Raw genomic sequence first — 25,910 nt, 5'->3', positions numbered from 1 at the left:
TATTAGACATTCGCCTTACATATCTGCTATAAAGGAAAGAGAGATTTGAATAGAAAAGAGTGAGCCATTTGTGGAAAGCATTTTTTAGTGGCATTGGAATTGCCGCGTTAGTTATCATTTTCAGCTTATTAACGACCGGATACAGCATGTCATCGCTATTCTCCTTCGTATTGATGGTCTTAATATTTGCATCAATTATCTGCTCCGCACTCGTCTCCATTGGCAGGTCACAAAATCCAAACCGAAAAATTCAAATGCGATGGAGCATCCTACTCGTCGTTACCGCGATTCCATCCTTCGTTGGCTTTGTCGTGAGCTATTACTTCACGTAAAAAAACAGGCAAAACAAAACACGTACTCCTAAGCGATATTAGGAAATACGTGTTTTTGTTTTGTGTCCGAATATTATTTCTTAAAAGCTTCGATAAAAGCAGGTACATATTCCGGAAGATCTGGTGGGCGGCGACTCGAGATAATATGGCCATCCGTCACAACAGCCTCATCATGCCAAATCGCGCCAGCATTCGTCATATCATCCTTAATTCCAGGCGTACTCGTCACATTCACACCACCTAAGATCCCCGCCGAAATAAGCACCCAACCAGCATGGCAGATCTGCCCAATCGGCTTCTTCTCTTTATCGAAATAACGAACGAAGTCCAGCACCTTATCAAAACGGCGCAATTTATCTGGTGACCAGCCACCCGGAACCAAAATACCGTCGTAATCTTCCACTTTAATATCCTCAAAACTAAAATCACTCGTTGCAGGAACACCATATTTCCCATGATATACCGTATCCGCCTTTTCTCCAACTAAGTGAACCTCGGCACCAGCCTCGCGAACTCGCAAAACAGGATACCACAATTCCAAATCCTCAAAATCCTCACTGATTAAAGCGATAACTTTCTTACCTTTCAATACCATCTCGTCGTCCTCCTTCGATCATTGCTACTTCCAAGTATAACAATAGAAATAGCAAGCTTGAAGTAATCTGCTTATTTAAAACAAAATACCGTCCTACAAAAAAAGCCTAGTCAATAGACTAGGCACGCCATCATGTTCGAATGTTTATGCTTAACGGGATGAGGCACAAACGAAAACTACATGGCAAATGAGATGAATGAAAACAAATAATGGTTGTCGATGCGAAATCATATGATAAACATAAATGCTTACCATTTGGAAGATGGATACACCGAATTCCATTATAACCATGATAGGGTCTTATCCCCACAAAAATAAACAACACTTGTATACTTTTGTCAAAATAAGAACTTACACCATCTGCAAGGTATATATACATTCTACTTTTCTTCAGCAAAAAAAGCAAGGGAACAAACTGTGTAATTTTTGTGACTAAAATAACCGAAGTTTATAGAGTTTTATATGTAAAATCCTCTCCAAGTAGCCCAATAAAGGGCTTTTCTAGCTAAAACATGGAATTTTACCTAAATTGAGGTACAAATTCCTGCTCCCTCGATGCGAACAGATGCGAACGTTTCAAAAAAATATTCCCCAATGCCTCATTGGGGAATCGAGTTACGCTTATTAGTCTACTAATTTTATAATCATATTACAAATAATTGCTACGATCGGAATTAACGCCCAGATGGCCCATGACCAACTACCATTATGTGACTTCATCGTTTTGGCCTGTTCTAGTTCATTCACTTGCCTGCGTAACTCCAATACTTCTAACTCTAAATCCTGTACTTTGTCCTCAAGATCATATAACCGCTCTTCCATGATTAATCCCTCTTCCCGTCCTATTTATTCTATCATTATAACGTATCAACAAATCGAAGTCATCGTACCATAGCCTGATAAACCTAATGATAGCAATTCCTAGCACGCTTTGCTACAATAAGATAAAAGCGTTAGAATGAGGTGGAATAATGGATATTCATACAGAAGAAGCCGTTGTAAAATTAATTCTTCATGGTGGAAACACACGTAAAGAAGCTTATGCTGCCATCACGGCCGCTGAAAACTATAAATTTGAAGAAGCAACATCTCACTTACAAAAAGCCGAAGTCCAGTTTTTAGAAGGTCACGCGTGGCAAACAAAGTTGGTCTCTAGAAGGAATTCAGAACAAGAGATAACACCATCCTTTTTGCTAGTACATGGTCAAGATCATCTGATGACCGCTCAAGCAGAACTCAATTTAGCAAAACAAATCGTAAAACAATACGTAAAACAAAGTGAACTTGAAGCCCGCATTAAAAAATTAGAAGAAGAAACGTAAAAAGATACACAGATGTGATAGCGCAATAACCTGCTCGGTATTTCGCTAACGTATCTGTGCATCTTTTTTTATCGTATACCGAGTGCGATTTTAGCATAACGTGACATCCGGTCTTTCGTCCAAGCCGGCGTCCACACCAAGTCCACTTTCGTATCTTTCACTTCTGGAATATCCGACATTGCTACGCGTACTTGATCAGTCAAAACCCCAGCAAGTGGACATCCCATCGTTGTTAATGTCATTGTTACCGTACAAAGCCCGTCCTCATCCAAATCTACATCGTAAACTAGACCAATATTGACAATATCAATGCCTAGCTCTGGATCAATGACTTGCTCTAACGCACCCATCAAATTATCTTTTAGTTCTGCATCCATGAAGTAGTAGCCTCCTTTTGATTTTCTCTCATTATTGTAACATAGTTGAGAATGATTTTCATTATAATTTTTCCTCTAAAAAGCCGACACCTGCGAGCATACCCTCCATCGAGATTTTGTGTTTAGCTTTTTCGTCCACTATGAAAGCCACATTATCCGACATATCTTCCTCAACTAGCGCCTCATATAGCTTCTCGCTGTATTGGAATGGCACCACATCGTCCTCTTTACCATGCCATATCATCAATGGGCGATTTTTGAGCTTCGCGGGAGCCGCACTTAAATCATATGGTGCCAACTCAAGTATCCGCTCGTTCACGTCAAATGGAAACTGGAGTCCCTGTTTGATGACACCATCCGCTAGCGCCTTCGCAAAATGCCCGTAGTAAGAGCTACCAGCAAGACAAACACCAACTTTTAGCCACTCGTACTGCGCTAACATTCCAAAGCTTGTGATCGCCCCCATCGAAAAACCGCCTATAGCAAGCCTCGACGTATCAATCAAACCTTCTGAATCTAGCGCCGCTTTTAATATCGGTAATTCATCAATATTCCCTCGAACCGTATCCCAAAAATAAATTTCTTGCTCCATATCGGATTCACCGGCCTGCCGTTCCCCGTGCATCGGTGCATCTGGCAAAATCACACGCATTCCACGTTGCGCTAGCAAATACGCATACGGCAAATACAATTCCTTTTGCGATTGAAAACCATGATAAAAAAAGACAGTCGGTAATTTCTCGGTCGCATGTGTCCCGTCAAAAATATGTAGGACTGGAATTTTCTTTTATACATTTATGTTCTACTTGAATCATTGATAAGCCTCATTTCCGCGTCATTTATTAAGTTTTTGTAAAATCCTTAGACATTTACAAAGCGCCTAGGAACGTCTATCATGAAGGTATACTATCTATTCTATCACTTTATCAAAACGGGGACTAGATATACGAATTATGAAAAGAATGAGGAGACATATATGACAAAAAAATTAATCGTTCTTGATCTTGATGGAACCGCTCTAAAAGCTGATCAAACCATCTCGGATCGAACAAAAAAAGCATTAGAAAATGCGCGAGCAAATGGCCATGAAGTCATGATTGCAACGGGCCGACCGTATCGTATGAGCCATATGTATTATTATGAATTAGCTCTCGACACACCGATTGTGAATTTTAACGGAGCCGTATTCCATCATCCGCGTGATATCAAGTTTAGCGACGCCTATCACCAAGCGATTGACTTGAAAACAGCACACGAACTACTTGATTTTTCAACGAATTATGCACTTGATAATATTGCAGCAGAGGTTCAAGATAGTGTTTTCTTACGTGAGCGCAACGCCAGTGTTCCAGATATGTTCCAGCAAGGTAAGGACAATGTTTTTATCGGTGATTTGCGCAATACAATGACAACAGACCCGACCTCACTACTATTTTTCGCAAGCCACGACATGTTGCAAGAAATCAGTAGCCATATGGATACACGCCTTTCCAACATCGTGACGTATCGCAACTGGGGCGCGGAATGGCCCGCAATGGAAATGACCAAATTCGGCGTGCATAAAGCAATTGGTGTTCAAGCTGCAAGCCGAGCTCTAGGCATTGACCGCAAAGATATCATCGCTTTTGGTGATGAAGATAATGATCTTGAAATGCTCGACTATGCAGGCGTTGGTGTTGCGATGGGTAATGCCATTGAACCACTGAAAAATGTTGCAAACACAGTCACACTAACCAATGAAGAAGATGGTATCGCAGTGTATCTAGAAGAAAATCTCGGCGTTTAAAATAGAAAGTCAGAAACAAAAGATTCTCTGACCTAGAAAAATACGTAGCAACAATCTGAAACTAGATTCTTGCTACGTATTTTTTCCATTGTCATAAATTAAGTCCCTCCAAAACGGATGGCATAATTTCCGGACGCCTATGAGTAATACTTAATCCTTTAAAACTCCCGGTTTGTTTTTCATTCCAAATTAGGGCACGTTCTCCTTGCATATACGGGGAAAAAATAAGTATGGAAGGGATTCCTGCATCTATTAATGAGTCCTCATGATTCAAATACGTTATCGTGAGGACTCAAATTGTATTCTTTAATATGCATACCTAGTCCATCATGAACTTAAATAGTCCACGCAATGCTATTTCCATTCACATTCGTCGGCTATTTCTAATACCCGGTCTTGAATAATTGATCCATACCATTCCGCTGATTTTTTTTTTCGAACGCGTTCTTTTTTCGTTCTAGTTCAATTCTTATGAGGCCATATCGATTTTTAAAGGCATTCATCGGAGAAACGCAATCTGTAAACGCCCATAACATGTATCCTTCACAAGAGGACCCTTCTTCAACGGCTTTAAGTAACCATTTGATGTGCTGCTTAATAAAATCAATTCTATAGCTATCATTTACAGTGCCCAAATCATCCATATACGCTTCTTCATTTTCTCTGCCCATTCCATTTTCAGTGATAAGCCATGGAATATCTCCATAATTGTCTTTTAAATAGTGAGCCATATCATATACAATTTTCGGATATATTTCCCACCCGCGTGAATCATTCATTTTTTTCCCCGGCAAATCAAAATTTTCAAAGAACATTTCAGGATGGAATGGCGTCGTCTTATTCCACTCATACCTTGGAGCTTTGACTCTTTTTGGATAATATTGATTAATCCCTAAAAAATCAAGCGTATTTTCGCTAATTATTGATAAGTCGTTATCATCAGGATTAAAATAGATATCAAATGTCGTACATAACGCAATAAGTTCCGATGAATACTTCCCTTTAACCATAGGATCAAAAAAGACTCGATTATAAAACAAATCATACATTTCCGCAGCTTTTTTATCTTCTTTTGAATCTGACCTAGCGTATACCATTTCAGGATTTAATACACAACCTACTCTTCCCTCTAGTCCTAGGGAACGATATGCCTTAACAGCTTGAGCACTTGCTAATGCTTTGTGGTAATTCCATAACATCCATTTTTTAGTATTCTGTTCGTGAGGCCATCTGATAGCGTCTAGATAGATACGTGTTTGAGGAACTATTGGTTCATTGAAAGTAAACCATTGCTTCACTCTATCTCCATAGCGCTCAAAAGCTATCTTTGCATAGCCAGCATATAAATCTACTACTTTTCTTGACGACCAACCATCATATTTTTCAGATAAATACACTGGTAATTCGTAATGTTCCAAGCACAGCATAGGCTCCACATTCGCTTCTAACAGTGCGTTTATAACATCATCAATGTGCCCTGCATAGTCCTCATCAACAATTAAGTTCTCATAGTCAGTAAAAAAGCGGGACCAATTAATAGAAGTCCTATAATGAGTAAGGCCAATCTCTTTCATTAAATCAACGTCTTCTTGATATTGCTCCATAAAATTAGTTGCTACTGCAGGACCATACCCATTATGCCAAACAAATTTTTCATTTTTATACCACGAATCAGGATAGGAGTCTTGGCCTTCTTTCTTACCCTTCCAGCCTTCCGTTTGCCATGCTGATGAGGCCGCGCCAAGAATAAAATTTTCAGGAATGGATAGTTTCATAATATTCCTCTTTTCTTATTAATTTTTTTGCTGTGCTGTATTAGATATTTTAACAAATGGTAAATAGATAAGAATGGCAACTATAATACAGACAATTTGCGTAGCTACTGCACCCAAATCTCCTGCGGTTGCTAGATAAGCATTCACAATAGGCGGCATTGGCCATGGAACCATCACTACTGCTTTAGCTGCTATACCTGTTGCTGTTGCGAAATAGCCTATTGTACCTGTTATTAGCGGCGTAATGATAAACGGGATAGCCAAAATTGGATTCAACATGATTGGCATACCAAAAATGACGGGTTCATTAATGTTAAAAATGCCTGGTGCTGAAGAAAGTTTTGTTATTTCACGCATATCTTCTCTTTTACCGACCATGAAAACGGCAACAAGCAGCCCAATCGTCACTCCAGAACCACCTATACTCATATACATATCCCAAAAAGGCATCGTAATAATATTAGGAATTTCTTTACCCGATTCAAATGCTTCCGTGTTTACTGCGATTGATGCAAGTAGCAATGGTTCTCTTATCGGTTTAATCATTTGGTTACCGTGAATCCCTATTACCCAGAAAATTTGCGCTATTAGCATTAGAAGTAATATTCCAGGCAATCCTTGAACGACTCCTTCTAAAGGCCGTTGCACAAGATGATAGATAATATCATAGGCATACATACCTGTCATTGCTTTAACAGCGAATCCTGCGGTAGCCATGGCTGCAATTGTAATTATGGTAGGAACTAATGCGGAAAAACTAGCTGATACATTTGCTGGGACTGTATCGGGCATTTTGATTTGTAATCTTTTTTGACGGCCTAGCCAGCTATATAATTCTACAGATACGATGGCAACGATCATTCCTAAAAATAAACCTTTTGTATCTGTGTACTGTTTAGCTAAAACATTTTCTACAAGTATGTTTTTATCATCAGATAAGAATCCATAAATTGTTGGGGTAACCGCTAAATACGACATCACCGCAATTATGCCAGGAAAAACTCCTTTCAAATTATTCAGCTTGGCTAATTCAATCCCAATCAGGAAAACAGCATAAATTGTTAAAAAGCTTAAAGTAACATAACTAATCGATGAAGCAATAGGTTTTAGCTCCGCTAGAAAACTCAAGAATTGAATTTTTGCTAATCCGTTTTCTGCATCAAAAACCATTGCTGAAAATAATGTACCAAATGCCCCTGTGATAATAACCGGGATAAGTGCAGAAAAGGCATTTTTAATTACCATGATATAGCGTAAACTATTCACTTTGGTTGCAAATCTTCCTAAGACATCTGATAATCTCCCCATAAATCCGCTTCCCATAATTTTTTGACCCCCTATTTATTTAATGTTTTCTATCTATCATTTCATATTATTACTAGCTACCCAACTTAATTATTGCGTGCGGAAAATAGTATTATTTCTAACTATTTAGTCTATTTATAATAAATTTTTAAAATATAGAGAACTCGAACCATCCCTAGACATACAATTGCAACAGCTAGTTTACATGCCAATTTTAGATAAATTTTTCAGAGTCTTTATGTAATTTCTAATCACTTATCTCTATTTCCTCATGTATGATTACGCTTTCAATTACTTTCAAAAAAAATTCTGATTCAATATTATGCTTGAAAGACTATATATTGCTTCACCCACAGGTTTCCAACGTTCGCATCATGCTAGCTGTTATATATGATAGCTCTAAACTTACTAAATTTGTTGAGCCAACCAATTCATAGCTTAATTCTCTATGCATCACTCCTAATAAGTCATCTGATGTATTTATAATAAAATACATCAGATGACTTGTCAATAGTTTTTGCTAGTTTGACTGACTAACTTTGCTAAATTCCTTTCTATTATTCGCCATATGTACTGTCATAGCATCCAACGCGCTTAGTTCATCGTGTTTGGCAATAGCGTTTACCAAGTCATTATGCAGTTCTATTGTTTCAGTTTTTTAAATTACTTACATTATAATTTTCATTAAACAAAGCGATAGATTCATTAATAATGGGCACAATGTGAGAAAGTGCGATATTCCCACTCGCTTCTGCAATAGTTTTATGCAACTCTATATCTAATTCTATATGTTCATCCGTATTACTTTTGAAGGAAACTTCGATAGCATCTTTTAAGTGAATCATATGGCTTATTTGATGTGCTGTAGCATTTTTTGCTGCTAAAGCTGCCATTGGAGGCTCTAATATATATCTTAAGACAAACAAATCTTTAATCATTTTGTTTTTATTTTTAATTAAAGAAAATCCTAAGGGGTCCTTGACAATACCCTTTCCCTCACTTATATATGTTCCAGAACCTTGCCTAACTTGTAGTATATTTCGCGCAACTAATACTTTGACCACCTCTCTGATGGTGCTTCGTCCAACATGCAATTCCTCAGCAAGGGCATATTCATTAGGTAATTTGTCTCCCATCTTAAATTCCTTTAAACGTATATATTCAAGTAATTTATCAGCTGTATTTTCTACCAAATTTTCACGCATTTTATTTTCTCCTCTCTAGTCATCTGATGTATTATTATTAGCATTTTGTAAATTTACGCTATGTCCAAATTCTAGTTAGTGAACATAGGTAACTTTATTTCTTATTCTGTATAATGTCAGTCATACTATAGGTTCCGATTTGCCAAACACTGTAATTTCATTTTATAATACTCTTCTTAATTTGTATAACTTTTAATAGGTAGTTGAAAAATGATATACTCAAAGCATAGACCTTCTCCAAAGGACGTGTTAAACAATGTTAGCCATTATTATTATCTTCTGCTGGTTCATCGCTTTCATGGCCGTATGGGCAATCATAAAAGCATCCACAAAAAAGCCAAAATAAGTCCACCATTCACTCGGCGCGTGCTTATTTTGGCTTATTTTAGCTTTTTTCATCATTAATGCATTCTAGTTCTATACATCTCCATCGCCATTTTCTGATCAGCCTCCGAACGGAAATCACCAAATACACTAGATGTCTCCACAACATTAATAAAGCATCGCGGATCCACAGCTTGAACAACATGCGTCAAATCATACAATTCATATCGCGTAATCACAATCACAAGCATCGTCACGCTTTCCTTCGAATACGCCCCGATCGCCTCAACGACTGTAATCCCACGAAACATGTTATCCTGAATCCCTTTAATCACATCTTCTGGATTTTGCGTCATAATCATCGCCGTCAATTTCTGATGTCTCGTATGAATCGTATCAATCACCCTGCTCGAAACATACAATGAAATCAGCGTATAAAGAGCAAATGTCCACTCATATGTAAAACCAGCAATCAGAATAATAACCCCATTCATCAGCAAAAAATACTTCCCAAAAGAGCGCCCCGTCTTAATCGTAATATACATCGCGATAATGTCAAGCCCTCCCGAAGATATCCCGAACTTAAGCGCAAGACCAATCCCCACAGAAGAAATAACTCCACCAAAAATCGCATTCAATAAAATATCCGAAGAAACCTCTTGCACCGGTATCACAATCAAAAATAACGACATAAAAGCAACCGTCACAAAACTGAATACCGTAAACGCCCGGCCAACCTTAAACCAGCCCAACACTGCCACTGGAATGTTTAGCAGTAAGACAAGCAACCCCGTCGACAAACTAATACCAACACCATCTTGTAATAAATCCGATGTCAGCTGTGCAACCCCAGTCAAGCCACTTGCATAAACATGCGCCGGAATTAAGAAGAAATTCATTCCAATCGCATTAAGCAATGCAGCAAGCACTGCAATAAAAAATTTCTTCGTACCATCAATATAAATTTGCTGTTGATTCAACCCAATTTCCCACTTTCAAAAAAATTAAAGCACGCTTAAAATAGCGGTCTTCCTCCAGATAAATAAAAACCAACACTCACTGTTGCAATCACGCACACGATAAACAACACAAAAAAGAGCTTCGATGGCTTCTCTTTTTTCCGATATATAAGTAGCATTTCCACAACACCAATTGTTGCCAAGCCAAGCAATATTTTAAAAATCGACACAACAATATGCTCGCTAAAGCTATATTGCATCATCATAATACCACTCAAAATAACCGTAATATAAAACACCCGATTACACATTTGCATAATGGTAAACACTTTTGCCGATTTCTTATAGATAACCAACGCAACCAATGTAAAAATTACGATACCCACCCATGAAATCAAATGAATATAAGACCACATAAAAATTTCCCATTCCCCTCTTTACATAACTTGATTTTCTAGCGTTCCAATGCCTTCAATCGTAATTGTAACCGTATCTCCTTCATTTAGAAAACGCGGTGGTTTCATCGCCTTACCAACCCCATCAGGTGTCCCCGTTGCAATGACATCTCCAGGCATAAGTGTGTGCCCTTTAGACAACTCCGAAATAATCATCGCAATAGGGAAAATAAGCTGATCCAGCGTACCATCCTGCCGCTTCTCCCCGTTCACCCATGTCTGAATCCGTAATGCACTCGGGTCACCAACTTCATCCTTCGTAACCACATAAGGACCAATCGGGCAACTTCCATCTAAACTTTTCGCTAAATAAAATTGCTTATGCTTCACCTGCAAATCGCGCGCCGTCACATCATTCAAAATCGTATAGCCAAAAATCGCATTCAAGGCCTCTGCCTCAGAAATATTCGTCACTTCCTTGCCAATTATAACCGCGAGCTCCCCCTCATAATCGAGTTCACTAGTCACACACGCATGTAAAGGAATCGTCCTCTGTGCCCAACCAGTGTATTACTGCTCTTCGTAAAAATCATAATCGCCTCAGGAATATCCGCGACGCTCCCCATCTCCATCACATGTTTCCTATAATTCTTCCCAACCGCCATCACATTATTCGGCGGTATAATCGCCGGTAAAAACTGCACATCCTTACACGGAATCGCACCATGCATCGCTTCTTGTTGCTTTTCAATATGAGCCAATTTCTCCGGTTGCGAAATAAGCTCCACCAATGTATGCGGACACTCAGACTCTGCGAAGAATGCGCTAATATCAATAATTCTATCTCCCTTAACGATACCAAATGACTCCCTACCACTAATTCTAAAGCTAGTCCATTTCATTTTCTAATTTCCCCCTATCAGCTCACAAACATGATCCCCATCAAAAAAGTATAAATAAACATGATCCACTTGTCTACCACTAATTTTCTCAATAGCCTCTTTATACATATCCATCTGCACCTGATACCGTTTCTTCAAAATAGCTTCTCCCCCAAGCCAGCCATTTTCAAATTTCCCAGTTATCTGATCTGTCTTATAATCAATAATAATAAGCTGATCATCAAGCTCCACCATCACATCAATCATCCCTTGAACGATAATCTGTTCCATCGTACCCACATCTTGATGCAAACGATTTGCAGGAATCTTATAACTAAACGGAATTTCCCGCTGAGTAAAGTCTGGGTTGGCAAGCATCAGTTGCCCTAAAGCACTATCAAAGAAATTCAATATAAGATCTACTTGTATAGATGCCGCCTGCTCCTTATTCATAATCTCCTTTAACACAAGTTCATCAAGCAATGATTCTATTCCTATTGCAGTCGGCCTCTCGTTTAAAGACAACGCCTGCATCACCGTATGCATCGCAGTTCCAAGCTCCGTTGCCGTCAATTGTTTTTCTTGTAAAAATTTAGGTCGCTCAAACGATACTGGTTGCGTACTTCTCGTAAATCGCGTATCACTAAAGCTATCCGAAATGGAAAATTGACGCTTTACTTCCGTCACCGATTGTTTCGATCGGATGGTCGTTTCTTCTGTAAAGCTATACTGGAAGGAAAGGCGCTCCTGAATCTGCTCAAAATAAGGTGATTGCTCCACAGGCTCCTTCCCGTACTTCACAATATCTATCCAACTTGAATCCAAGCGAGCATCCTCGTCCACCATTAAAAATTCCTGGTAATGATATTTTCTAATCACCAGACCCATATTCGTAGGTAAACGGACCGCATCAGGTAAAAGTCCCTTCTCCATCTGATCCAGATAATCCGGATGCCTTACAAAAGCATTTCCAATCCATTGTAAATAATTTTTCGCTTGGTATCTTATACTTGCTGGCAATATCCAATCCGGATACATCAAATTACGTTCCCACTCTGTAACCGCTTTTTCAAGATTTGGGAGTGTACCAACCAGAATCAACTTCTCTTCCGCCCGCGTCAAGGCTACATATAGTACACGCATTTCCTCCGCCATCATCTCAGCAACCTTTTTATACTTAATTGCTTGTTGCATAATGGATGGATATACTAATCGCTTTACAGAATCATTATACCGTGTTGCAAAGCCAAAGTCTTTATCAAATAAATATTTATTATAAATGTCACGCATATTAAACTTACGATCTAATCCAGATAAAAATACAACAGGAAACTCCAAGCCCTTGCTGGCATGAATCGTCATCATGCGGACAACATCCTCTTTTTCTCCCAGCGTTTTAGCAGTTCCAAGATCTTGCCCCTTCACCTGTAACCTCTCGACAAACCTGATAAACCGAAATAAACCACGAAATGCGGTCTTCTCATACTGATTAGCACGATCCAACAATGCTCGTAAGTTCGCCTGTCTCTGCTTTCCACCAGGTAAACCACCAACAAAATCATAAAAATGCGTCTCTTGAAAAATTTGCGCAATCAAATCTGCCAAGTTCTCACGCATAGACAACTCTCGCCACTTGCTTAGCTGTCTCAAGAAAGACTGTACCCGCAAAGCCAAATCTCCCGTTTCAGAAACCGAGTATATTTCTAGGGCTTCCAAATACGGTTTATTTTTCCCAGCGGCACGAATGCGAGCCAACGCATCCTCATCCAAATTAACAATCGGTGATCGTAATACAGAAGCTAGCGGAATATCTTGATATGGATTATCGATAATTTTGAGCAAAGATACCATAATAGCAACCTCCGTCGCCTCAAAGTATCCCGAATTATTGTTTGCATAAAACGGAATATCTAGCGCCTTCATCGCATCCTCCATATCAGGTGCACTCGTGAGCGCTCGCGATAAAACCACGATGTCTCGGTACTCTATCGGCCTGTATTGTTTCAATCTCTTATCAAAAACAGGCATCTTATCAGCAATCAATGTGGCAATTCTTTTCGCAATATAACGCGCCTCTACTTGCCTTTTTTTCAACTGTTCTGGCGCCAATTCATCCTCTTCACTCGATTTTTCATCCTGCTCCATACCAATCAAAATAAGTTCCGTCTGAGTATTATCTGACTCTGGAAAATGAGCACCTAAAACCAGTTCCGCTTGCTCATCATATTCCATTTCTGCGACTTCCGTATCCATCAGCTGATTGAAAATAAAATTCGTTGTATCAAGCACATCCCCGCGACTTCTAAAATTCTGTGATAAATCAATTTTCAATCCAGTCCCATCGCCAGCCTTGGTATAACGCTGATACTTCGCCAAAAACAAACCTGGTTCCGCCAACCGAAAACGATAAATCGACTGCTTCACGTCGCCAACCATAAATAAATTGCCCTCTGCCTCTGAGGGTGCCGTAACTAGTGATAATATACGTTCCTGCACCATATTGGTATCCTGATATTCATCGATCAAAACTTCTTTAAATTTCTCCTGGTACCCCACTGCCGCATTAGACGGAGCACCTGCCTGTTCTGGATCACTCAGAATCCGCAGTGCCAAATGCTCTAAATCATTAAAATCTAGCATTCCTCGCGAAACTTTCTCCTTATAAAAACGCACCGAAAATTCTTTGGTAAGCTCCACTAAAGTTTCGATGGTCGGCTTCATTTTCTCTAAATCTGAAATATACCGAATACCCTCTCGTGTAAACCACTCACTTCCTGCATCTGTCACAACCTTTTTAGCCTGATCACGAAGCTTCTTTACCTGATCGACTAAATCTTCATCATACAACTCTTTATTTTTCAAAGTTGCAATCCGCTGAAATTTGGTGGCCTTCCAACTATCCGTCAAACTCTTCCAATTCTGTTTAAGTGCCTGCATCAAAAATCGAATTTGCTCCAAATCATTCTCAAGTGTCATTAAATAGAGCTCTGGACCAGCTGACTCACCACATAAAAAAATCGCATGTTTCAAAAAATGCTCCGCCTGTCGCAACGTCATACTTAATTGCTTCTCAATAATCGAATAAAACGGCAAAGCCGACACATCTGTTATTTCACCGACATCATAGTTAGTAAGAATCGCACTCAACCATGCCTCAGGTTCAGGGTGTGCTCGTGAAAAATCATAAAGTTCGCCAACAACTTTTCCAATATCATCATCTGACCGATCACCAGAAAAAGTATCCACTAACTCAAAAAATGCAATATCCTCTGCATTTCCATAATGCTCCTCCAATAACTGATCCATCACCTCATCACGCACCATTGCACTTTCAATAGGCTCAATCAAACGAAATTCTGGATCAATATCCGCCAAATAGTAATATTTTTTTATCACATCTAAACAAAACGAATGAAGCGTAGAGATAGAGGCATAGTGGAGCAAGCCAATCTGCCGTTTCAAATGTGCAGACGATTCATCAAGCAACAAAGCATTCTCCACAGCCTTGCCAATTCTAGCCTTCATTTCAGCAGCAGAAGCGTTCGTAAATGTAACAATAAGTAGCTCATCCACATCTATCGGTGCATCTGGGTCTACAATTTTCTCGATTACCCGGTTCACTAGAACAGCCGTTTTTCCAGATCCAGCAGCAGCAGCAACAAGAATATTTTGGCCACTTGCATGTATCGCATTCCATTGGTCATCCGTCCAAGTGACGTCCTCTGGTTTTACTGGAATCATCCTTTTCATTCCTGCCCCTCCTCACGCATCTTCCTCAAAATATCTTCCCGTTTTTGATTCTCTAATTTACGATATTGATTGCTCTCAAGCGAGGCATCAAACTGGCAAACAGATCGAAATGCACATAATTGACAAGGTGTCCGTTCCTTTAATTTATAAGGATTAATCGAGACTTCCCCATCAATAATCTTATTCCCAGCCCTCGTGTATTGATGACGCACATACTGCCGCATTGTGTCAAACTCTGCCTTTGTCGCCGTAGCTGAATGTGCATTAAATTGCCCATCCTTTTTCAGTCCTGTTGGTATGACCGAAGATGTTTTACCAGCCTCAAGCTCCGTATCCATAAGCGATACCGCCAACGCATCATCCAAAACTAATCCCTTCATCCGAAAACTTTTCAATAATTCCTTCTCAATCTCTGTCTCCGTTAATTCTTTATCCGCATGAACTAGCGGATTGTGCATATGAAAATATAGCACTCCAGCAGGTTCTGCCACTTTTCCAATAAGCTTCGCTGAATTCTCTACAACAATATCTAAATAAGTCAACATCTGCAAGGCTAACCCATAATAGACTTCGGTCATCGGTAAATCATGTGCACTTGACTTATAATCAATAATTCTTAAAAATGTCCGTTCTCCCTGTTCCGCCTCATCAATTCTATCAATTCTTCCTTGTAAAATAAGTTCTCGCCCATCATTAAGTGGTAATTTCAAAGGTGGTATTTCTCCCTTCACCCCAAAATCAACCTCTAATCCAACAGGCTTAAACTTACTTGTCTTAGCCTGCTCATTCAATACACGTGTAGCCCGTATAATGATATTTAAGAGCTTATACTGAATATATTCCAACCTCTTTGTACTAAGCAAAATCTCATGTTGTAGCTTGGGCGCCAAATATTCCATAGCAAGTTTCGCCAGTTTCATGCACTGCTCTACTGACAACTCTCCCCATTCCAAATTATTCTTCCGGAGTTCAGCTGAAATCCATTCCATAGCTCCATGAAATATTTCACCAATATCCACTGACTGCAGCTTGAAATGCGCCCGCTCCTCCAACTTCAATCCATGCTGCGCAAAATGCTGAAAATGGCAACTATAAAATCGTTCCATCCTTGAAACACTCGAATGAATATTTTCTCCAAATAAAGAAGTTGAAGCTTCTTCGGAAATATTCTTAGCCTTATTTTGATAAAATAAACTTTCTAAAATCCGTAAAGCAGGGCTTCTCCACTTGTCATTAGATTGGAAAAAATCGTAAGCATCCCACCAAACAGAAGACATCGGATATCCTTTTTTCTTATGCTGCATTTGTGCTGTTAAGAGCGCAATTGCAGATCTTGGTGTTGAAATATAAGCCGCCTGCTCTGAATCATCCAAGAAAGAAGGATCACTCAAATAAAGCCCTCTCTCAAGCTTTGGAAAAATCGCTTCTATACGCCTAATATAGCTCGATTCTGACAATTCCTTTCCATTATCATCTGCATTAGGAAAACTCAAAAACAAGCGTTCTGAAGGTAGCGTAAACAGACGATAGGCAAGAAACTCTTCCGTCGAAAGCATATTCTTCCCACTAGGCCGAACCGTAATTCCTGATTGATTTAAATAATCTCGATCCTCATCCGATAAAATACCACTCTCCATCTTCTTCATCGGCAAAACGCCATCATTAATACCTACGGCAAAAACAATCTTCATATTCAGCAGCCTTGAGCTATCCATATCAGCAACAATTAGCTGATCTAGCGATGGTGGTAGCAAAGCAAAATCCAATGCATCGAGTCCTGTATTAATAATATCAAAGAAAATATCAAGCGGAAGCTCCTCATCGCCCATAACCTCCACAAACTCATCCAACAAAGCCACAACCGACTTCCAAGCTTGTTCGTGTTCTTTCGCTAACTCAAGCTCATTCATCTCCTCCGCCCGTTTACGCCACATATTTAAACGTCCATCAACCTGTACATCCAACATAAACTCAAAAAGCGCACTCGCCTGTGCTCGGCCAGTATTAGCAGCTTTCAATCGTTTTTCTAAGCTCATTAGCGGCGTTTTAATTTGCTCTCTTACTTCATTAATCGTAGCTTCTTTTGCCTTCTCATCATCTGTTTGTACCCCTTGCTTCAAATCTAACCCTCGTATTTTCCGATAAGTCCAAGACCGCTTATCCATCCACCTATGTTTATTATAAATTCCATTCTCCAATATATAATTCTCAAAAATATCTACTTTTCCTCGGTAAGCACTACTACTAACCTCTAAAGGGAAGAAAAATTCTGTTCGAACAGCTTGAAACACAGACTCATACTGCCAATTAGTGCGAATTACATCCAAGCTAGAACGAAGAAATTCAACCATTGGATGATTAGCCATTGTCCGTTGCTTATCGATAAAATAAGGAATATCGTTCGTGCTCAAAGAAGCCTTTAAAATCGTCTCATATGCATCCGCATTTCGAAGTAAAATAGCCATATCTCGGTAGCGATACCCCTCTAATACCAACTCTCTAATACGCCTCGCAACCCCATCAATTTCTGCACGTCGATTATTGGCCTCATCGATAGCTAGACTTGGTGCAGCACCAGCAAATTTCATCGTAGAAAATATACCCCAATGCTCCTGTAAGTAGGTTAAATCCTCATTTTGAAAGCGATGATTATCTTTTAAAACAACATCAGGCAATATCTCACAAGCTTTGTTCTGCGCAATTTCTTTTAAGTTCGCATAAGTCATTCCTGTTAGTTGAAATAAATGATACTCCTGCAAATTATTCATACTATAGGCTTGGTCCAATGTCAACGCAATCGTCACATTTTTACAAGTAGCAAATAGTTCACCTAAAATCAAATACTCTTGTGGTGAAAATTCATGAAATCCATCAATAAAAATATTACTCCCTCTTAGAAATTGACTACCAGAAATGGCATTCGCAAGCAGCCCCAGATAATCCTCATTCTCTAAATATTTCCCAGCTAGCACTTCTTCATAGGCTTTATAAAGCACTGCTATATCTGCCATTTTATTATTTAAATCAATGCTACTTTCATTATCGAAACCTTGCAATTGTTCCTGTTCAACACAGCATTGTTTCATCTCTTTAAAAATCTGTTCCAACTCTTTAATAAATCCTTTTTTAGAAGCATTTCTCCCAAACAACTTTAATTCATCCTGCTTCTCAAGCATTATTTTACGAATCACCATTTCTAATCCAGAATCAGTCAGAAAAGTCCTAGCCAAGCCACCAGTATCTTGTAAAATACGCCAAGCTAGACGACTAAAACTAAAAATTTGCGCATGTAATAATCCTGCAATATTCTCACGCTCAAAAAATACCGTCTCGGTTTGCAAAGTCATCTGATCTGGAACTAAGAAAACACAATTCCCCTCCTCCGTGCTATTCATTCGTTCCTCTAGTTGATCCATTACCATCCTGGTTTTTCCCGTACCCGCTCGCCCTATAATAAACTGTAAACTCATTCCACTCACCACCGAACATATGTTTGTTTTTTATATCATAACACATATTACCCAACTCGACCATACTTATTTTAAATTCCTAGTTTCAGTCTATCACTATAATTCAATTTCAACAAATGACAAAAAAACTAGAGCCCAAAAGACCCTAGTTTCCGATTTGTTTATTTAAAAAACCAGCATTTCCTGCTGCATTTTGTTTAATTTCTCTGTTAAAAGATAAAATCTCTCTTTATCCTTATTATCTAGAGCTGCATCAATCTCATCCTTTACTTGTTGCATCCGATGTTCATCAAGGAGCATTGTCATGTAGCACTCAATAAATGTATTCACTAACTCTTTTTCTCCTTTTAGAACTCCAACTTGATTAACTAATGAACTTGAAAAATCTCGCATTTCCATGACTGATCACTCCTTCTTAATTTTTTATTACTACGATGAAAAAGTATGAATAAGGGGTTAAAAAGTCATATTCTTTATAAAAATAGAATTTTTAGAAAAAATAGTGACTTCGAGAATTAGCTGTGCTATACTCAAGCTAGCAAATGAGATGAACCACTGACAGATAGCTTCAAAGTAGGTGTACCTAGGTTTTTTTTCAAAAACAAACCGGATATTCCACAACCTTAACTCGGTGCATTTACACTACTTACTATACATCCAAAGGAGTGACATTATGTCCAAGAAAATGAAAATGCCAGTGTATGAGGTCAATCCCCATACCATGATAATCCTACCTCTAAAAACAAAATCAGGGGTGCAATCAGAAATCTTTGAATTAAACGATCATCGTATATCTAGTTTTACCCCATTATTTCTAATTAAAACAAGCTGTCAATATTTTGGATCTAGCTATGAAGGTCGAAAAGAAGGAACACGCTTCTTAACAGGCGTTACTCACAAGCCTCCAATCATGATTGATCCATCCAGCTTCACCTATGCTTTCCCAACAACTTCAGCTGGAAGAGATGATTGTATTTGGATCTTCCCACAGCATATCTCAGAGTACTATGATTCCAACTATAACTGTACGACTATCCTATTTAATAATAAACAAAAAATAAAATTATCTGTTTCTTTCGCTACATTCAACAATCAAATGGCCAGAGTTTCCATGCTACATATGAAATTCTCTCAAAAAATGCGTAGCGTGGAAAGTGAGTATCCGTACTCAAATCTATTGTTCCCACCTATCTCTCTTACAGCAGAAAGTCGAGAACCTTATACTATTAGCGAAGTTCGAGAAGCCAATGATCATTTTCTTGATTTTAGCCTCTCTAGCGATGAGAACCAAAAAAAGAAGACAAAAGACGAAGAAGAGAAATAAAAATGAGGCAGTCACCTTTTTCCGGTTTGTGGCTGCCTCTTCTAAAATTAATTATTTCCTAACGCTTCCGAAATTCTTTTCAAAAGTAATAGTTCTTCTTCTGAATAGGAGTAGGGCAACTCTAAGTACCATTTTTCTAGCTCTGGATTCCCAATAAGAGGAAAAGCATTCACTGAATTTTTTTCCCTAAGACCTGCTACATCATCCAATAAAAAATCCGTTGTTGTCCCTAACTCCTCCGCCAATTTAGCAAGAATAAATATAGGTGGCCTATGATTATCATTCTCATATTTACTAATTGTAGAAGATGTGACACCAACCTTTACTGCTAACTGCTTTTGAGTTAATCGATGTTTTTTTTCTAAGTGCTATTAATTTTTCTCCAAAATCCATACCCTCACCCCTTCCTATACATTCATTATAGCAATGAACTACAGATATTTCGACTATTATTGTGTAAACTTCTTTAACGTACAAAAAAACTGCTCCATTTCTAGAGCAGCTTTTCCTCCTATTTCGCTTTTTTCCAAAACCCGTATAGAAGTCCGGATATTACTGTCCCAATCAAGATTGATAACAGGAACAACCCTGCATGATTAGCCAATCCTGCAACAAAAATACCACCGTGCGGCGCTGGAACATTGATATCCCAGAATTGAGTCAGCCCACCAGCCACTGCAGACCCTACTACACATGAAGTAATAACCCTTAATGGATCGGCTGCTGCAAAAGGAATAGCACCTTCCGTTATGAAAGATAGTCCTAAAACATAGTTTGTGAGACCAGCTTGACGTTCATCTGATGTAAATTTATTTTTAAATATAGTTGTTGCCATTGCAATCGCCAGTGGTGGAACCATTCCTCCAGCCATAACAGCTGCCATGAATGCACCATCTGTATTTCCTGTACTTGTAAAAACTCCAATCGCAAATGTGTAAGCAGCTTTATTAAATGGGCCACCCATGTCTATCGCCATCATGCCACCTAAAACAGTTCCTAAGATAACTGCATTAGCCGTTCCTAATGACTGTAATTGATCTACTAAAAACTTATTAATCGTTGAGAAAACAGGATCAAAAATGAAATACATTAATCCCCCCGTAATAAGCAATCCTAAAACAGGATATATAAGAATGGGTTTCAAACCCTCAAGTGTCTTAGGCATTTTAGAACAAAGTACTTTTAATCCAAGTACGACGTAACCTGCTAAGAAACCTGCAAGTAGTCCTCCTAAAAAGCCAGCATCAGATGTAGCCGCAAGTAGTCCACCTACCATACCGGGCATTAAGCCGGGACGATCTGCGATGCTCATTGCAATAAAACCAGACAAAATTGGAATTAAGAACATAAACGCGCCTGTTTTGCCGCCACTAATTGCCCCAAGCATATCGGTAAATGTCTTAGCACTTGGGAAGTATTGCTCTAACAAGAACGAAAAAGCTAATAATATACCGCCACCGACAACAAATGGTAGCATGTGAGAAATACCGTTCATTAAATCTTTATATATTCGACTCCCGATAGAAACGCGTTGCCCATTAGGTGAAGAACTATCTTTTTCTCCACTATGATGGTACACTGGAGCATCTTTAGCAATGGCTTTATTGATCAGTTCTTCTGGTTTTCTAATTCCATCACTCACTGGTGTTTCTAAAACCGGCTTCCCATCAAAGCGAGCCATCTCTACTTTTTTGTCAGCCGCAACGATGACACCACTCGCTCTTTCAATTTCTTCTGCCGTCAGCTTATTTTTAGCACCATCTGAGCCGTTTGTTTCTACTCGGATATCCACGCCCATTTCTTTAGCTTTGTTTTTCAAAGCATCCTCAGCCATGTATGTATGCGCGATACCTGTAGGACAAGCTGTAACTGCGACAACAAACGGTATGTCCGATAAGCTGCTATCTTCCTTTAGTTCTGGTTCCTCAGCCTCTGCTTGTGCTTCGTCAAATAGAGCTACAACTTCATCGGTACTTGTAGACCCTCTCAATTTCTCAACAAAATCAGGGTGAATAAGCAATCTAGATAAAGCTGCAAGTGTTTCCAAATGCGTTTGGTTTGCTCCATCTGTCGCTGCAATCATAAAGAAGAGAGAAGCCGGCTGACCATCTAAAGAATCATAATCAAGCCCATTCTCACTCTTTGCAAAAACGACAGCAGGCTTGCTAACAGCCTTTGTTTTTGCATGAGGCATGGCAATACCATCACCAATGCCTGTAGAGCTCTCCTGCTCTCGTTTCATTATTTCAGCTTTAAAAAGAGTAGAATCATTCACTTTCCCCGTTTCAACAAGCTTAGCAACCATTTCATCAATAGCACCTTCTTTTGTTGTCGCCTTTAAAGAAAGTATCATTGTATCCTGACTCAAAATATCTGTTATTTTCATCATGTTCCCCCTAATTAAATTTCTGTAATTTCAACCTCTGGAATTAATTTTTGTATCGCCTCACATGTTGCTAAATCCGTAGAAAAAGCAGTTGCACTTCCTGTAGCCACAGCAACCTTAAACGCCTCTAAAACATCTTGATTCTTTGTATAAGTGCCAATAAATCCACCAATCATTGAATCCCCAGCACCTACAGAATTGTTTACCGCTCCAATTGGGGTATTAGATCTATAGACTTTATCTTCTACAAACAACAGTGCTCCATCACCTGCCATCGATACTATCACATGCTTAGCACCAAGCTCTAAACACTTTTTACCATAAAAAATAATATCTTCTATCCCACTAAAAGTAACACCAAAAAGTTCAGCTAGTTCATGATGATTCGGTTTTATGAGAAAAGGACCTCTACGTAAGGTATTCAGTAAGCTATCACCCGTTGTATCAATCGCAAAGGCTACATCCATCGCCTCACATTTTGCAATTATTTGATCATAAAAATCGCTTCCAATAGAAGGTGGTATACTACCTGATAGGACAACGATATCCCCTTGCTTCATTACATCAAATTTTTCAAAAAATGAAGCTATCTCAGCCATATTAATAATAGGGCCAATACCATTTATTTCCGTTTCCTCACCATGCTTAAGCTTGATATTGATTCTCGTATCATCAGCTATGTTTGTAAAATTACTCTTACTTCCCTCCGCTTCTAACCATTTTTGAATAAAATCACCAGTGAAGCCGCCTAAAAAGCCTAAACGCGCAATTATCTATTCTTAATTGATTCAAAATACGAGAAACATTCACGCCTTTACCACCAGGAAGCTTCAAATTACTATCCATTCTATTTAAACTACCTAACCTTAACCCCTCTACCCTTACAATATAATCAATTGACGGATTCAGTGTCACTGTATAAATCATTCTTGTACCTCCAAAACATTTGTCTTTTTCATGAGTATTGATTTTTCTTCTGGTTTTACTTGATTCATAATAAGCACTCCGTCCGCTAAATCAAATATTTTGGCAAAGTGGCTATGATGCAATTTAGAGGCATCCGCCAAAATAAAAGTCTCATCAGCAAGTGACATCGCTCGGCGCTTCAGCAAGGCTTCCTCCATATCAGGCGTTGTATAACCATCTATCAAATGGACACCATTTGCACCTATAAAAGCCTTATCAAATCTGTAATTTGCGATATTATCTAAAGCAATCGCCCCAATAATGGCCTTTGTTCTCGCTTTCATTTTCCCACCGAGAATATACGCATCTAAATCTAAACTAACTAACTCCTCTACATGCATCAAGCCATTAGTAACAACCGTAATATTGCGCCCTCTCAAAAAATCAATCATTTCAAAGGTTGTAGACCCAGCATCTAAATAAATGCAATCTCCCTCCACAACCGTTGAAGCAGCTAATTCAGCAATTCCTTTTTTCGCTTGAACGTTTGTGACTGATTTTTCAACCATGCTCATTTCGATAGTTCGGTCCTGACCGAGTATTGCTCCTCCATGCACTCTTTTTAATACTCCCATCTCTTCTAATTCCGCTAAATCACGACGAATTGTTGATTCCGAAGATCCAGAAACTTCAACCAAATCCATTAGTTTTACGCTACCATTGCGCTTTAGTCGTTCTATTATAAGGTTATGCCTTTCCGCATTAAGCATATAACCCCTCCATTCACCATAAGAATAACACCAAAAACATTCACAGTCAATCAAATTCTTTCAAATATATATATTTTTTTCATATCTATGTCTTTCGGGCAATTATTCCGATATTGGTATTTTTTTAAGGGTATTTTTTCACGGAACTATTTAATCAATCTTTTCCGTAGTCTTTAAAAATATACATTAATCTCCAAAACAATTATCTATATATTAATTTTTTATACTATTATTTGTCATTGAACGATTTTGAAAGAGTTCTTTTCTCCTAATTTATGCATTCTTAACGCCACTCATGAACTTAATTGACGTCATCTTGTGCGATATATCCAAAATTTTACATCAAAATTTCCTTATTTTTATTGTTCTTTTACAAATTTATGTCTAATTTGTGTCTATTAATTAGACATAATCAACCATTTCTCTTAGCATTTTACACTCATATTAAAAATAAACTATAATTTCTGTTTTAACAGATTATTTTTAAATAATATCTTCTGTTAATGGTACTGGTTCTACTAATTTGCTGTCTTTCTGAGATGTAACAATTTCCTCCACAAACAGCTAAAGAAACATATTATCTTTTTAACAACGAGGCATATCGTACCCTTTTTTGCCCCGCAATTACTATAGAATCAAAACAAAAACCCCAACACTTTTGAAGGTGTTGGGGGTGCTTTGATACCGGCGGCCGGGGTCGAACCGGCACGATCGTGAGATCACTGGATTTTGAGTCCAGCGCGTCTGCCAATTCCGCCACGCCGGCATAATAATATCATTATACTGTATTCTTAAGAAAAATTCAATGGAGGCGCCAACCGGATTTGAACCGGTGATAAAGGTTTTGCAGACCTCTGCCTTACCACTTGGCTATGGCGCCATTCATAAGAAAAATAAGCGGAAGACGAGGTTCGAACTCGCGACCCCCACCTTGGCAAGGTGATGTTCTACCACTGAACTACTTCCGCAATAACTGGGCTAGCTGGATTCGAACCAGCGCATGACGGAATCAAAATCCGTTGCCTTACCGCTTGGCTATAGCCCATCGTTTAAGTATTAAAAATGGGGCGGATGATGGGAATCGAACCCACGAATGCCTGAACCACAATCAGGTGCGTTAACCACTTCGCCACACCCGCCACTATTCAATTTACTATTTTGGCAGGGGCAGTAGGAATCGAACCCACACTGAAGGTTTTGGAGACCTTAGTTCTACCTTTAAACTATGCCCCTATAAAAATATGGTGGAGGGGGGCAGATTCGAACTGCCGAACCCAAAGGAGCGGATTTACAGTCCGCCGCGTTTAGCCACTTCGCTACCCCTCCAAAAATTAAGGTGGCTTGGGACAGAATCGAACTGCCGACACCTTGAGCTTCAATCAAGTGCTCTACCAACTGAGCTACCAAGCCATAATGGCGGTCCCGACGGGATTTGAACCCGCGATCTCCTGCGTGACAGGCAGGCATGTTAACCCCTACACCACGGAACCACTATTAGAAAAATTTAAAATATAAAATTTTAATTGCGGGGACAGGATTTGAACCTGCGACCTTCGGGTTATGAGCCCGACGAGCTACCAGACTGCTCCACCCCGCGACGATATAATTCATAAATAAATGGTGGGGGCTAACGGGATCGAACCGCTGACCCTCTGCTTGTAAGGCAGATGCTCTCCCAGCTGAGCTAAGCCCCCTCTAAAAATGACCCGTACGGGATTCGAACCCGTGTTACCGCCGTGAAAGGGCGGTGTCTTAACCGCTTGACCAACGGGCCATGATAATATAATAATGAGAAATCTGTAGTAGAGAACGGAGAGCAAGGGATTTGAACCCTTGAGACAGCTTTCACCGCCTACACGATTTCCAATCGTGCTCCTTCGGCCACTCGGACAGCTCTCCATAATGGCTCCACAGGCAAGACTCGAACTTGCGACCGATCGGTTAACAGCCGATTGCTCTACCAACTGAGCTACTGTGGAATAATACATTGCCCGGCGACGACCTACTCTCACAGGGGGGAAGCCCCCTACTACCATCGGCGCTGAAAA

At 39.3% G+C, this 25,910-nt stretch carries 17 protein-coding genes, 14 tRNA genes and 5 pseudogenes; 4 read left to right on the top strand and 32 right to left on the bottom strand.

All coding sequences use genetic code 11. The features are described 5' to 3' along the window. Positions 1–92 precede the first annotated feature (92 nt). Positions 93–332 (top strand): hypothetical protein, encoded by a 240-nt coding sequence (locus PGRAN_RS16315; protein ID WP_420911975.1) that lies wholly within the window; start codon positions 93–95, stop codon positions 330–332. 73 nt (positions 333–405) lie between these two features. On the opposite strand, the gene PGRAN_RS09965 is transcribed toward PGRAN_RS16315, so the two are convergent. Together PGRAN_RS09965 and PGRAN_RS09960 are read right to left on the bottom strand one after the other, a co-directional pair. Next, complete coding sequence (locus tag PGRAN_RS09965) at positions 406–927, bottom strand: type 1 glutamine amidotransferase domain-containing protein (RefSeq protein WP_036066847.1); 522 nt, start codon at positions 925–927, stop codon at positions 406–408. Between the two features lie 624 nt (positions 928–1,551). Then, positions 1,552–1,749, bottom strand: a complete 198-nt coding sequence (locus PGRAN_RS09960) for a hypothetical protein (RefSeq protein WP_036066845.1) — start codon at positions 1,747–1,749, stop codon at positions 1,552–1,554. Between the two features lie 149 nt (positions 1,750–1,898). Here PGRAN_RS09960 and PGRAN_RS09955 point away from each other — a divergent pair, with 149 nt between their 5' ends. Then, the gene (locus tag PGRAN_RS09955; RefSeq protein ID WP_036066844.1) at positions 1,899–2,249 is read left to right on the top strand and encodes a PTS sugar transporter subunit IIA; all 351 of its coding nucleotides are present in this window, start codon (positions 1,899–1,901) and stop codon (positions 2,247–2,249) included. Between the two features lie 68 nt (positions 2,250–2,317). On the opposite strand, the gene PGRAN_RS09950 is transcribed toward PGRAN_RS09955, so the two are convergent. After that, positions 2,318–2,626 (bottom strand): metal-sulfur cluster assembly factor, encoded by a 309-nt coding sequence (locus PGRAN_RS09950; protein WP_036066843.1) that lies wholly within the window; start codon positions 2,624–2,626, stop codon positions 2,318–2,320. 61 nt (positions 2,627–2,687) lie between these two features. Then, positions 2,688–3,441 (bottom strand): annotated as a pseudogene (gene yjfP, locus PGRAN_RS09945) (esterase). Between the two features lie 161 nt (positions 3,442–3,602). On the opposite strand from yjfP, the gene PGRAN_RS09940 reads away from it, so the two are divergent. Then, positions 3,603–4,412: a Cof-type HAD-IIB family hydrolase gene (locus tag PGRAN_RS09940; protein WP_036066842.1), complete on the top strand. Its 810-nt coding sequence runs from the start codon at positions 3,603–3,605 to the stop codon at positions 4,410–4,412. A 354-nt stretch (positions 4,413–4,766) separates the two neighbouring features. Here PGRAN_RS09940 and PGRAN_RS09935 read toward each other — a convergent pair. From PGRAN_RS09935 to PGRAN_RS09895, 10 genes and pseudogenes are all read right to left on the bottom strand, one after another. Continuing rightward, positions 4,767–6,187 (bottom strand): annotated as a pseudogene (locus PGRAN_RS09935) (glycoside hydrolase family 1 protein). A gap of 18 nt (positions 6,188–6,205) precedes the next feature. Further along, positions 6,206–7,510: a PTS sugar transporter subunit IIC gene (locus tag PGRAN_RS09930; protein ID WP_036066841.1), complete on the bottom strand. Its 1,305-nt coding sequence runs from the start codon at positions 7,508–7,510 to the stop codon at positions 6,206–6,208. Positions 7,511–8,142: 632 nt separating this feature from the next. Further along, positions 8,143–8,697: a FadR/GntR family transcriptional regulator gene (locus PGRAN_RS09925; RefSeq protein ID WP_241433331.1), complete on the bottom strand. Its 555-nt coding sequence runs from the start codon at positions 8,695–8,697 to the stop codon at positions 8,143–8,145. A gap of 249 nt (positions 8,698–8,946) precedes the next feature. After that, positions 8,947–9,099 (bottom strand): hypothetical protein, encoded by a 153-nt coding sequence (locus tag PGRAN_RS16820; protein WP_159101134.1) that lies wholly within the window; start codon positions 9,097–9,099, stop codon positions 8,947–8,949. Beyond that, positions 9,099–10,001 (bottom strand): YitT family protein, encoded by a 903-nt coding sequence (locus tag PGRAN_RS09920; protein WP_036066838.1) that lies wholly within the window; start codon positions 9,999–10,001, stop codon positions 9,099–9,101. The genes PGRAN_RS16820 and PGRAN_RS09920 overlap by 1 nt, the downstream gene beginning before the upstream one ends. Positions 10,002–10,036: 35 nt before the next feature. Further along, entirely contained in the window at positions 10,037–10,396 is a 360-nt protein-coding gene (locus PGRAN_RS09915; RefSeq protein WP_036066836.1) for a YisL family protein, read from the bottom strand. A gap of 21 nt (positions 10,397–10,417) precedes the next feature. Further along, a pseudogene (locus PGRAN_RS09910) lies at positions 10,418–11,277 on the bottom strand (fumarylacetoacetate hydrolase family protein). A gap of 3 nt (positions 11,278–11,280) precedes the next feature. After that, positions 11,281–15,006, bottom strand: a complete 3,726-nt coding sequence (addA, locus tag PGRAN_RS09905) for a helicase-exonuclease AddAB subunit AddA (protein ID WP_036066834.1) — start codon at positions 15,004–15,006, stop codon at positions 11,281–11,283. Beyond that, a complete protein-coding gene (gene addB, locus PGRAN_RS09900; protein ID WP_036066832.1) occupies positions 15,003–18,476 on the bottom strand; it encodes a helicase-exonuclease AddAB subunit AddB in 3,474 nt (1,157 codons plus the stop codon). The genes addA and addB overlap by 4 nt, the downstream gene beginning before the upstream one ends. Before the next feature lie 165 nt (positions 18,477–18,641). Beyond that, on the bottom strand, positions 18,642–18,875 hold the full coding sequence (locus PGRAN_RS09895; protein WP_036066830.1) for an IDEAL domain-containing protein: 234 nt from the start codon (positions 18,873–18,875) through the stop codon (positions 18,642–18,644). Positions 18,876–19,146: 271 nt separating this feature from the next. On the opposite strand from PGRAN_RS09895, the gene PGRAN_RS09890 reads away from it, so the two are divergent. Next, complete coding sequence (locus PGRAN_RS09890; RefSeq protein ID WP_065427915.1) at positions 19,147–19,800, top strand: competence protein ComK; 654 nt, start codon at positions 19,147–19,149, stop codon at positions 19,798–19,800. Between the two features lie 47 nt (positions 19,801–19,847). Here PGRAN_RS09890 and PGRAN_RS09885 read toward each other — a convergent pair. The 18 genes and pseudogenes from PGRAN_RS09885 to PGRAN_RS09800 form a co-directional block, all read right to left on the bottom strand. Beyond that, positions 19,848–20,193: pseudogene (locus PGRAN_RS09885) on the bottom strand (helix-turn-helix domain-containing protein). 118 nt (positions 20,194–20,311) lie between these two features. Next, positions 20,312–22,186: a PTS fructose transporter subunit IIABC gene (locus tag PGRAN_RS09880; protein ID WP_036066825.1), complete on the bottom strand. Its 1,875-nt coding sequence runs from the start codon at positions 22,184–22,186 to the stop codon at positions 20,312–20,314. Positions 22,187–22,200: 14 nt separating this feature from the next. Then, positions 22,201–23,113, bottom strand: a pseudogene (pfkB, locus tag PGRAN_RS09875) (1-phosphofructokinase). Beyond that, positions 23,110–23,862 carry a DeoR/GlpR family DNA-binding transcription regulator gene (locus tag PGRAN_RS09870; protein ID WP_036066823.1) on the bottom strand — a complete coding sequence of 251 codons (753 nt, stop codon included), beginning with the start codon at positions 23,860–23,862 and terminating at the stop codon, positions 23,110–23,112. The pseudogene pfkB and the gene PGRAN_RS09870 overlap by 4 nt, the downstream one beginning before the upstream one ends. A gap of 682 nt (positions 23,863–24,544) precedes the next feature. Beyond that, positions 24,545–24,628, bottom strand: a tRNA-Leu gene (locus tag PGRAN_RS09865). 40 nt (positions 24,629–24,668) lie between these two features. Then, positions 24,669–24,742: transfer RNA gene (locus tag PGRAN_RS09860), tRNA-Cys, on the bottom strand. 16 nt (positions 24,743–24,758) lie between these two features. Beyond that, positions 24,759–24,830 (bottom strand) — tRNA-Gly (locus tag PGRAN_RS09855). A 5-nt stretch (positions 24,831–24,835) separates the two neighbouring features. Further along, positions 24,836–24,907: transfer RNA gene (locus tag PGRAN_RS09850), tRNA-Gln, on the bottom strand. A gap of 18 nt (positions 24,908–24,925) precedes the next feature. Then, positions 24,926–25,001, bottom strand: a tRNA-His gene (locus PGRAN_RS09845). A 20-nt stretch (positions 25,002–25,021) separates the two neighbouring features. After that, positions 25,022–25,095, bottom strand: a tRNA-Trp gene (locus PGRAN_RS09840). A gap of 9 nt (positions 25,096–25,104) precedes the next feature. Next, positions 25,105–25,188, bottom strand: a tRNA-Tyr gene (locus tag PGRAN_RS09835). Positions 25,189–25,199: 11 nt separating this feature from the next. Further along, a tRNA-Phe gene (locus tag PGRAN_RS09830) sits at positions 25,200–25,272 on the bottom strand. Between the two features lie 4 nt (positions 25,273–25,276). Then, positions 25,277–25,352: transfer RNA gene (locus PGRAN_RS09825), tRNA-Asp, on the bottom strand. A gap of 33 nt (positions 25,353–25,385) precedes the next feature. Next, positions 25,386–25,459, bottom strand: a tRNA-Met gene (locus PGRAN_RS09820). A gap of 21 nt (positions 25,460–25,480) precedes the next feature. Further along, positions 25,481–25,556: transfer RNA gene (locus PGRAN_RS09815), tRNA-Val, on the bottom strand. An 8-nt stretch (positions 25,557–25,564) separates the two neighbouring features. After that, positions 25,565–25,636, bottom strand: a tRNA-Glu gene (locus PGRAN_RS09810). A gap of 36 nt (positions 25,637–25,672) precedes the next feature. Beyond that, positions 25,673–25,761, bottom strand: a tRNA-Ser gene (locus tag PGRAN_RS09805). Between the two features lie 4 nt (positions 25,762–25,765). Next, a tRNA-Asn gene (locus PGRAN_RS09800) sits at positions 25,766–25,841 on the bottom strand. Between the last annotated feature and the right edge of the window lie 69 nt (positions 25,842–25,910).

This window comes from Listeria grandensis FSL F6-0971 (assembly GCF_000525835.1).
Taxonomy (GTDB): domain Bacteria; phylum Bacillota; class Bacilli; order Lactobacillales; family Listeriaceae; genus Listeria_A; species Listeria_A grandensis.
The sequence above is the reverse complement of the archived record's forward strand: the minus strand, read 5'-3'. Positions and strand labels throughout refer to the sequence as shown.

Excerpts from the sequence above, each read along its gene's own strand:
- PGRAN_RS09965 (WP_036066847.1), bottom strand. The coding sequence starts at position 927 with ATGGTATTGAAAGGTAAGAAAGTTATCGCTTTAATCAGTGAGGATTTT.
- PGRAN_RS09960 (WP_036066845.1), bottom strand. The coding sequence starts at position 1,749 with ATGGAAGAGCGGTTATATGATCTTGAGGACAAAGTACAGGATTTAGAG.
- PGRAN_RS09955 (WP_036066844.1), top strand. The coding sequence starts at position 1,899 with ATGGATATTCATACAGAAGAAGCCGTTGTAAAATTAATTCTTCATGGT.
- PGRAN_RS09950 (WP_036066843.1), bottom strand. The coding sequence starts at position 2,626 with ATGGATGCAGAACTAAAAGATAATTTGATGGGTGCGTTAGAGCAAGTC.
- PGRAN_RS09940 (WP_036066842.1), top strand. The coding sequence starts at position 3,603 with ATGACAAAAAAATTAATCGTTCTTGATCTTGATGGAACCGCTCTAAAA.
- PGRAN_RS09930 (WP_036066841.1), bottom strand. The coding sequence starts at position 7,510 with ATGGGAAGCGGATTTATGGGGAGATTATCAGATGTCTTAGGAAGATTT.
- PGRAN_RS09925 (WP_241433331.1), bottom strand. The coding sequence starts at position 8,697 with ATGCGTGAAAATTTGGTAGAAAATACAGCTGATAAATTACTTGAATAT.
- PGRAN_RS16820 (WP_159101134.1), bottom strand. The coding sequence starts at position 9,099 with ATGATGAAAAAAGCTAAAATAAGCCAAAATAAGCACGCGCCGAGTGAA.
- PGRAN_RS09915 (WP_036066836.1), bottom strand. The coding sequence starts at position 10,396 with ATGTGGTCTTATATTCATTTGATTTCATGGGTGGGTATCGTAATTTTT.
- addA (WP_036066834.1), bottom strand. The coding sequence starts at position 15,006 with ATGAAAAGGATGATTCCAGTAAAACCAGAGGACGTCACTTGGACGGAT.
- addB (WP_036066832.1), bottom strand. The coding sequence starts at position 18,476 with ATGAGTTTACAGTTTATTATAGGGCGAGCGGGTACGGGAAAAACCAGG.
- PGRAN_RS09895 (WP_036066830.1), bottom strand. The coding sequence starts at position 18,875 with ATGGAAATGCGAGATTTTTCAAGTTCATTAGTTAATCAAGTTGGAGTT.
- PGRAN_RS09880 (WP_036066825.1), bottom strand. The coding sequence starts at position 22,186 with ATGAAAATAACAGATATTTTGAGTCAGGATACAATGATACTTTCTTTA.
- PGRAN_RS09870 (WP_036066823.1), bottom strand. The coding sequence starts at position 23,862 with ATGCTTAATGCGGAAAGGCATAACCTTATAATAGAACGACTAAAGCGC.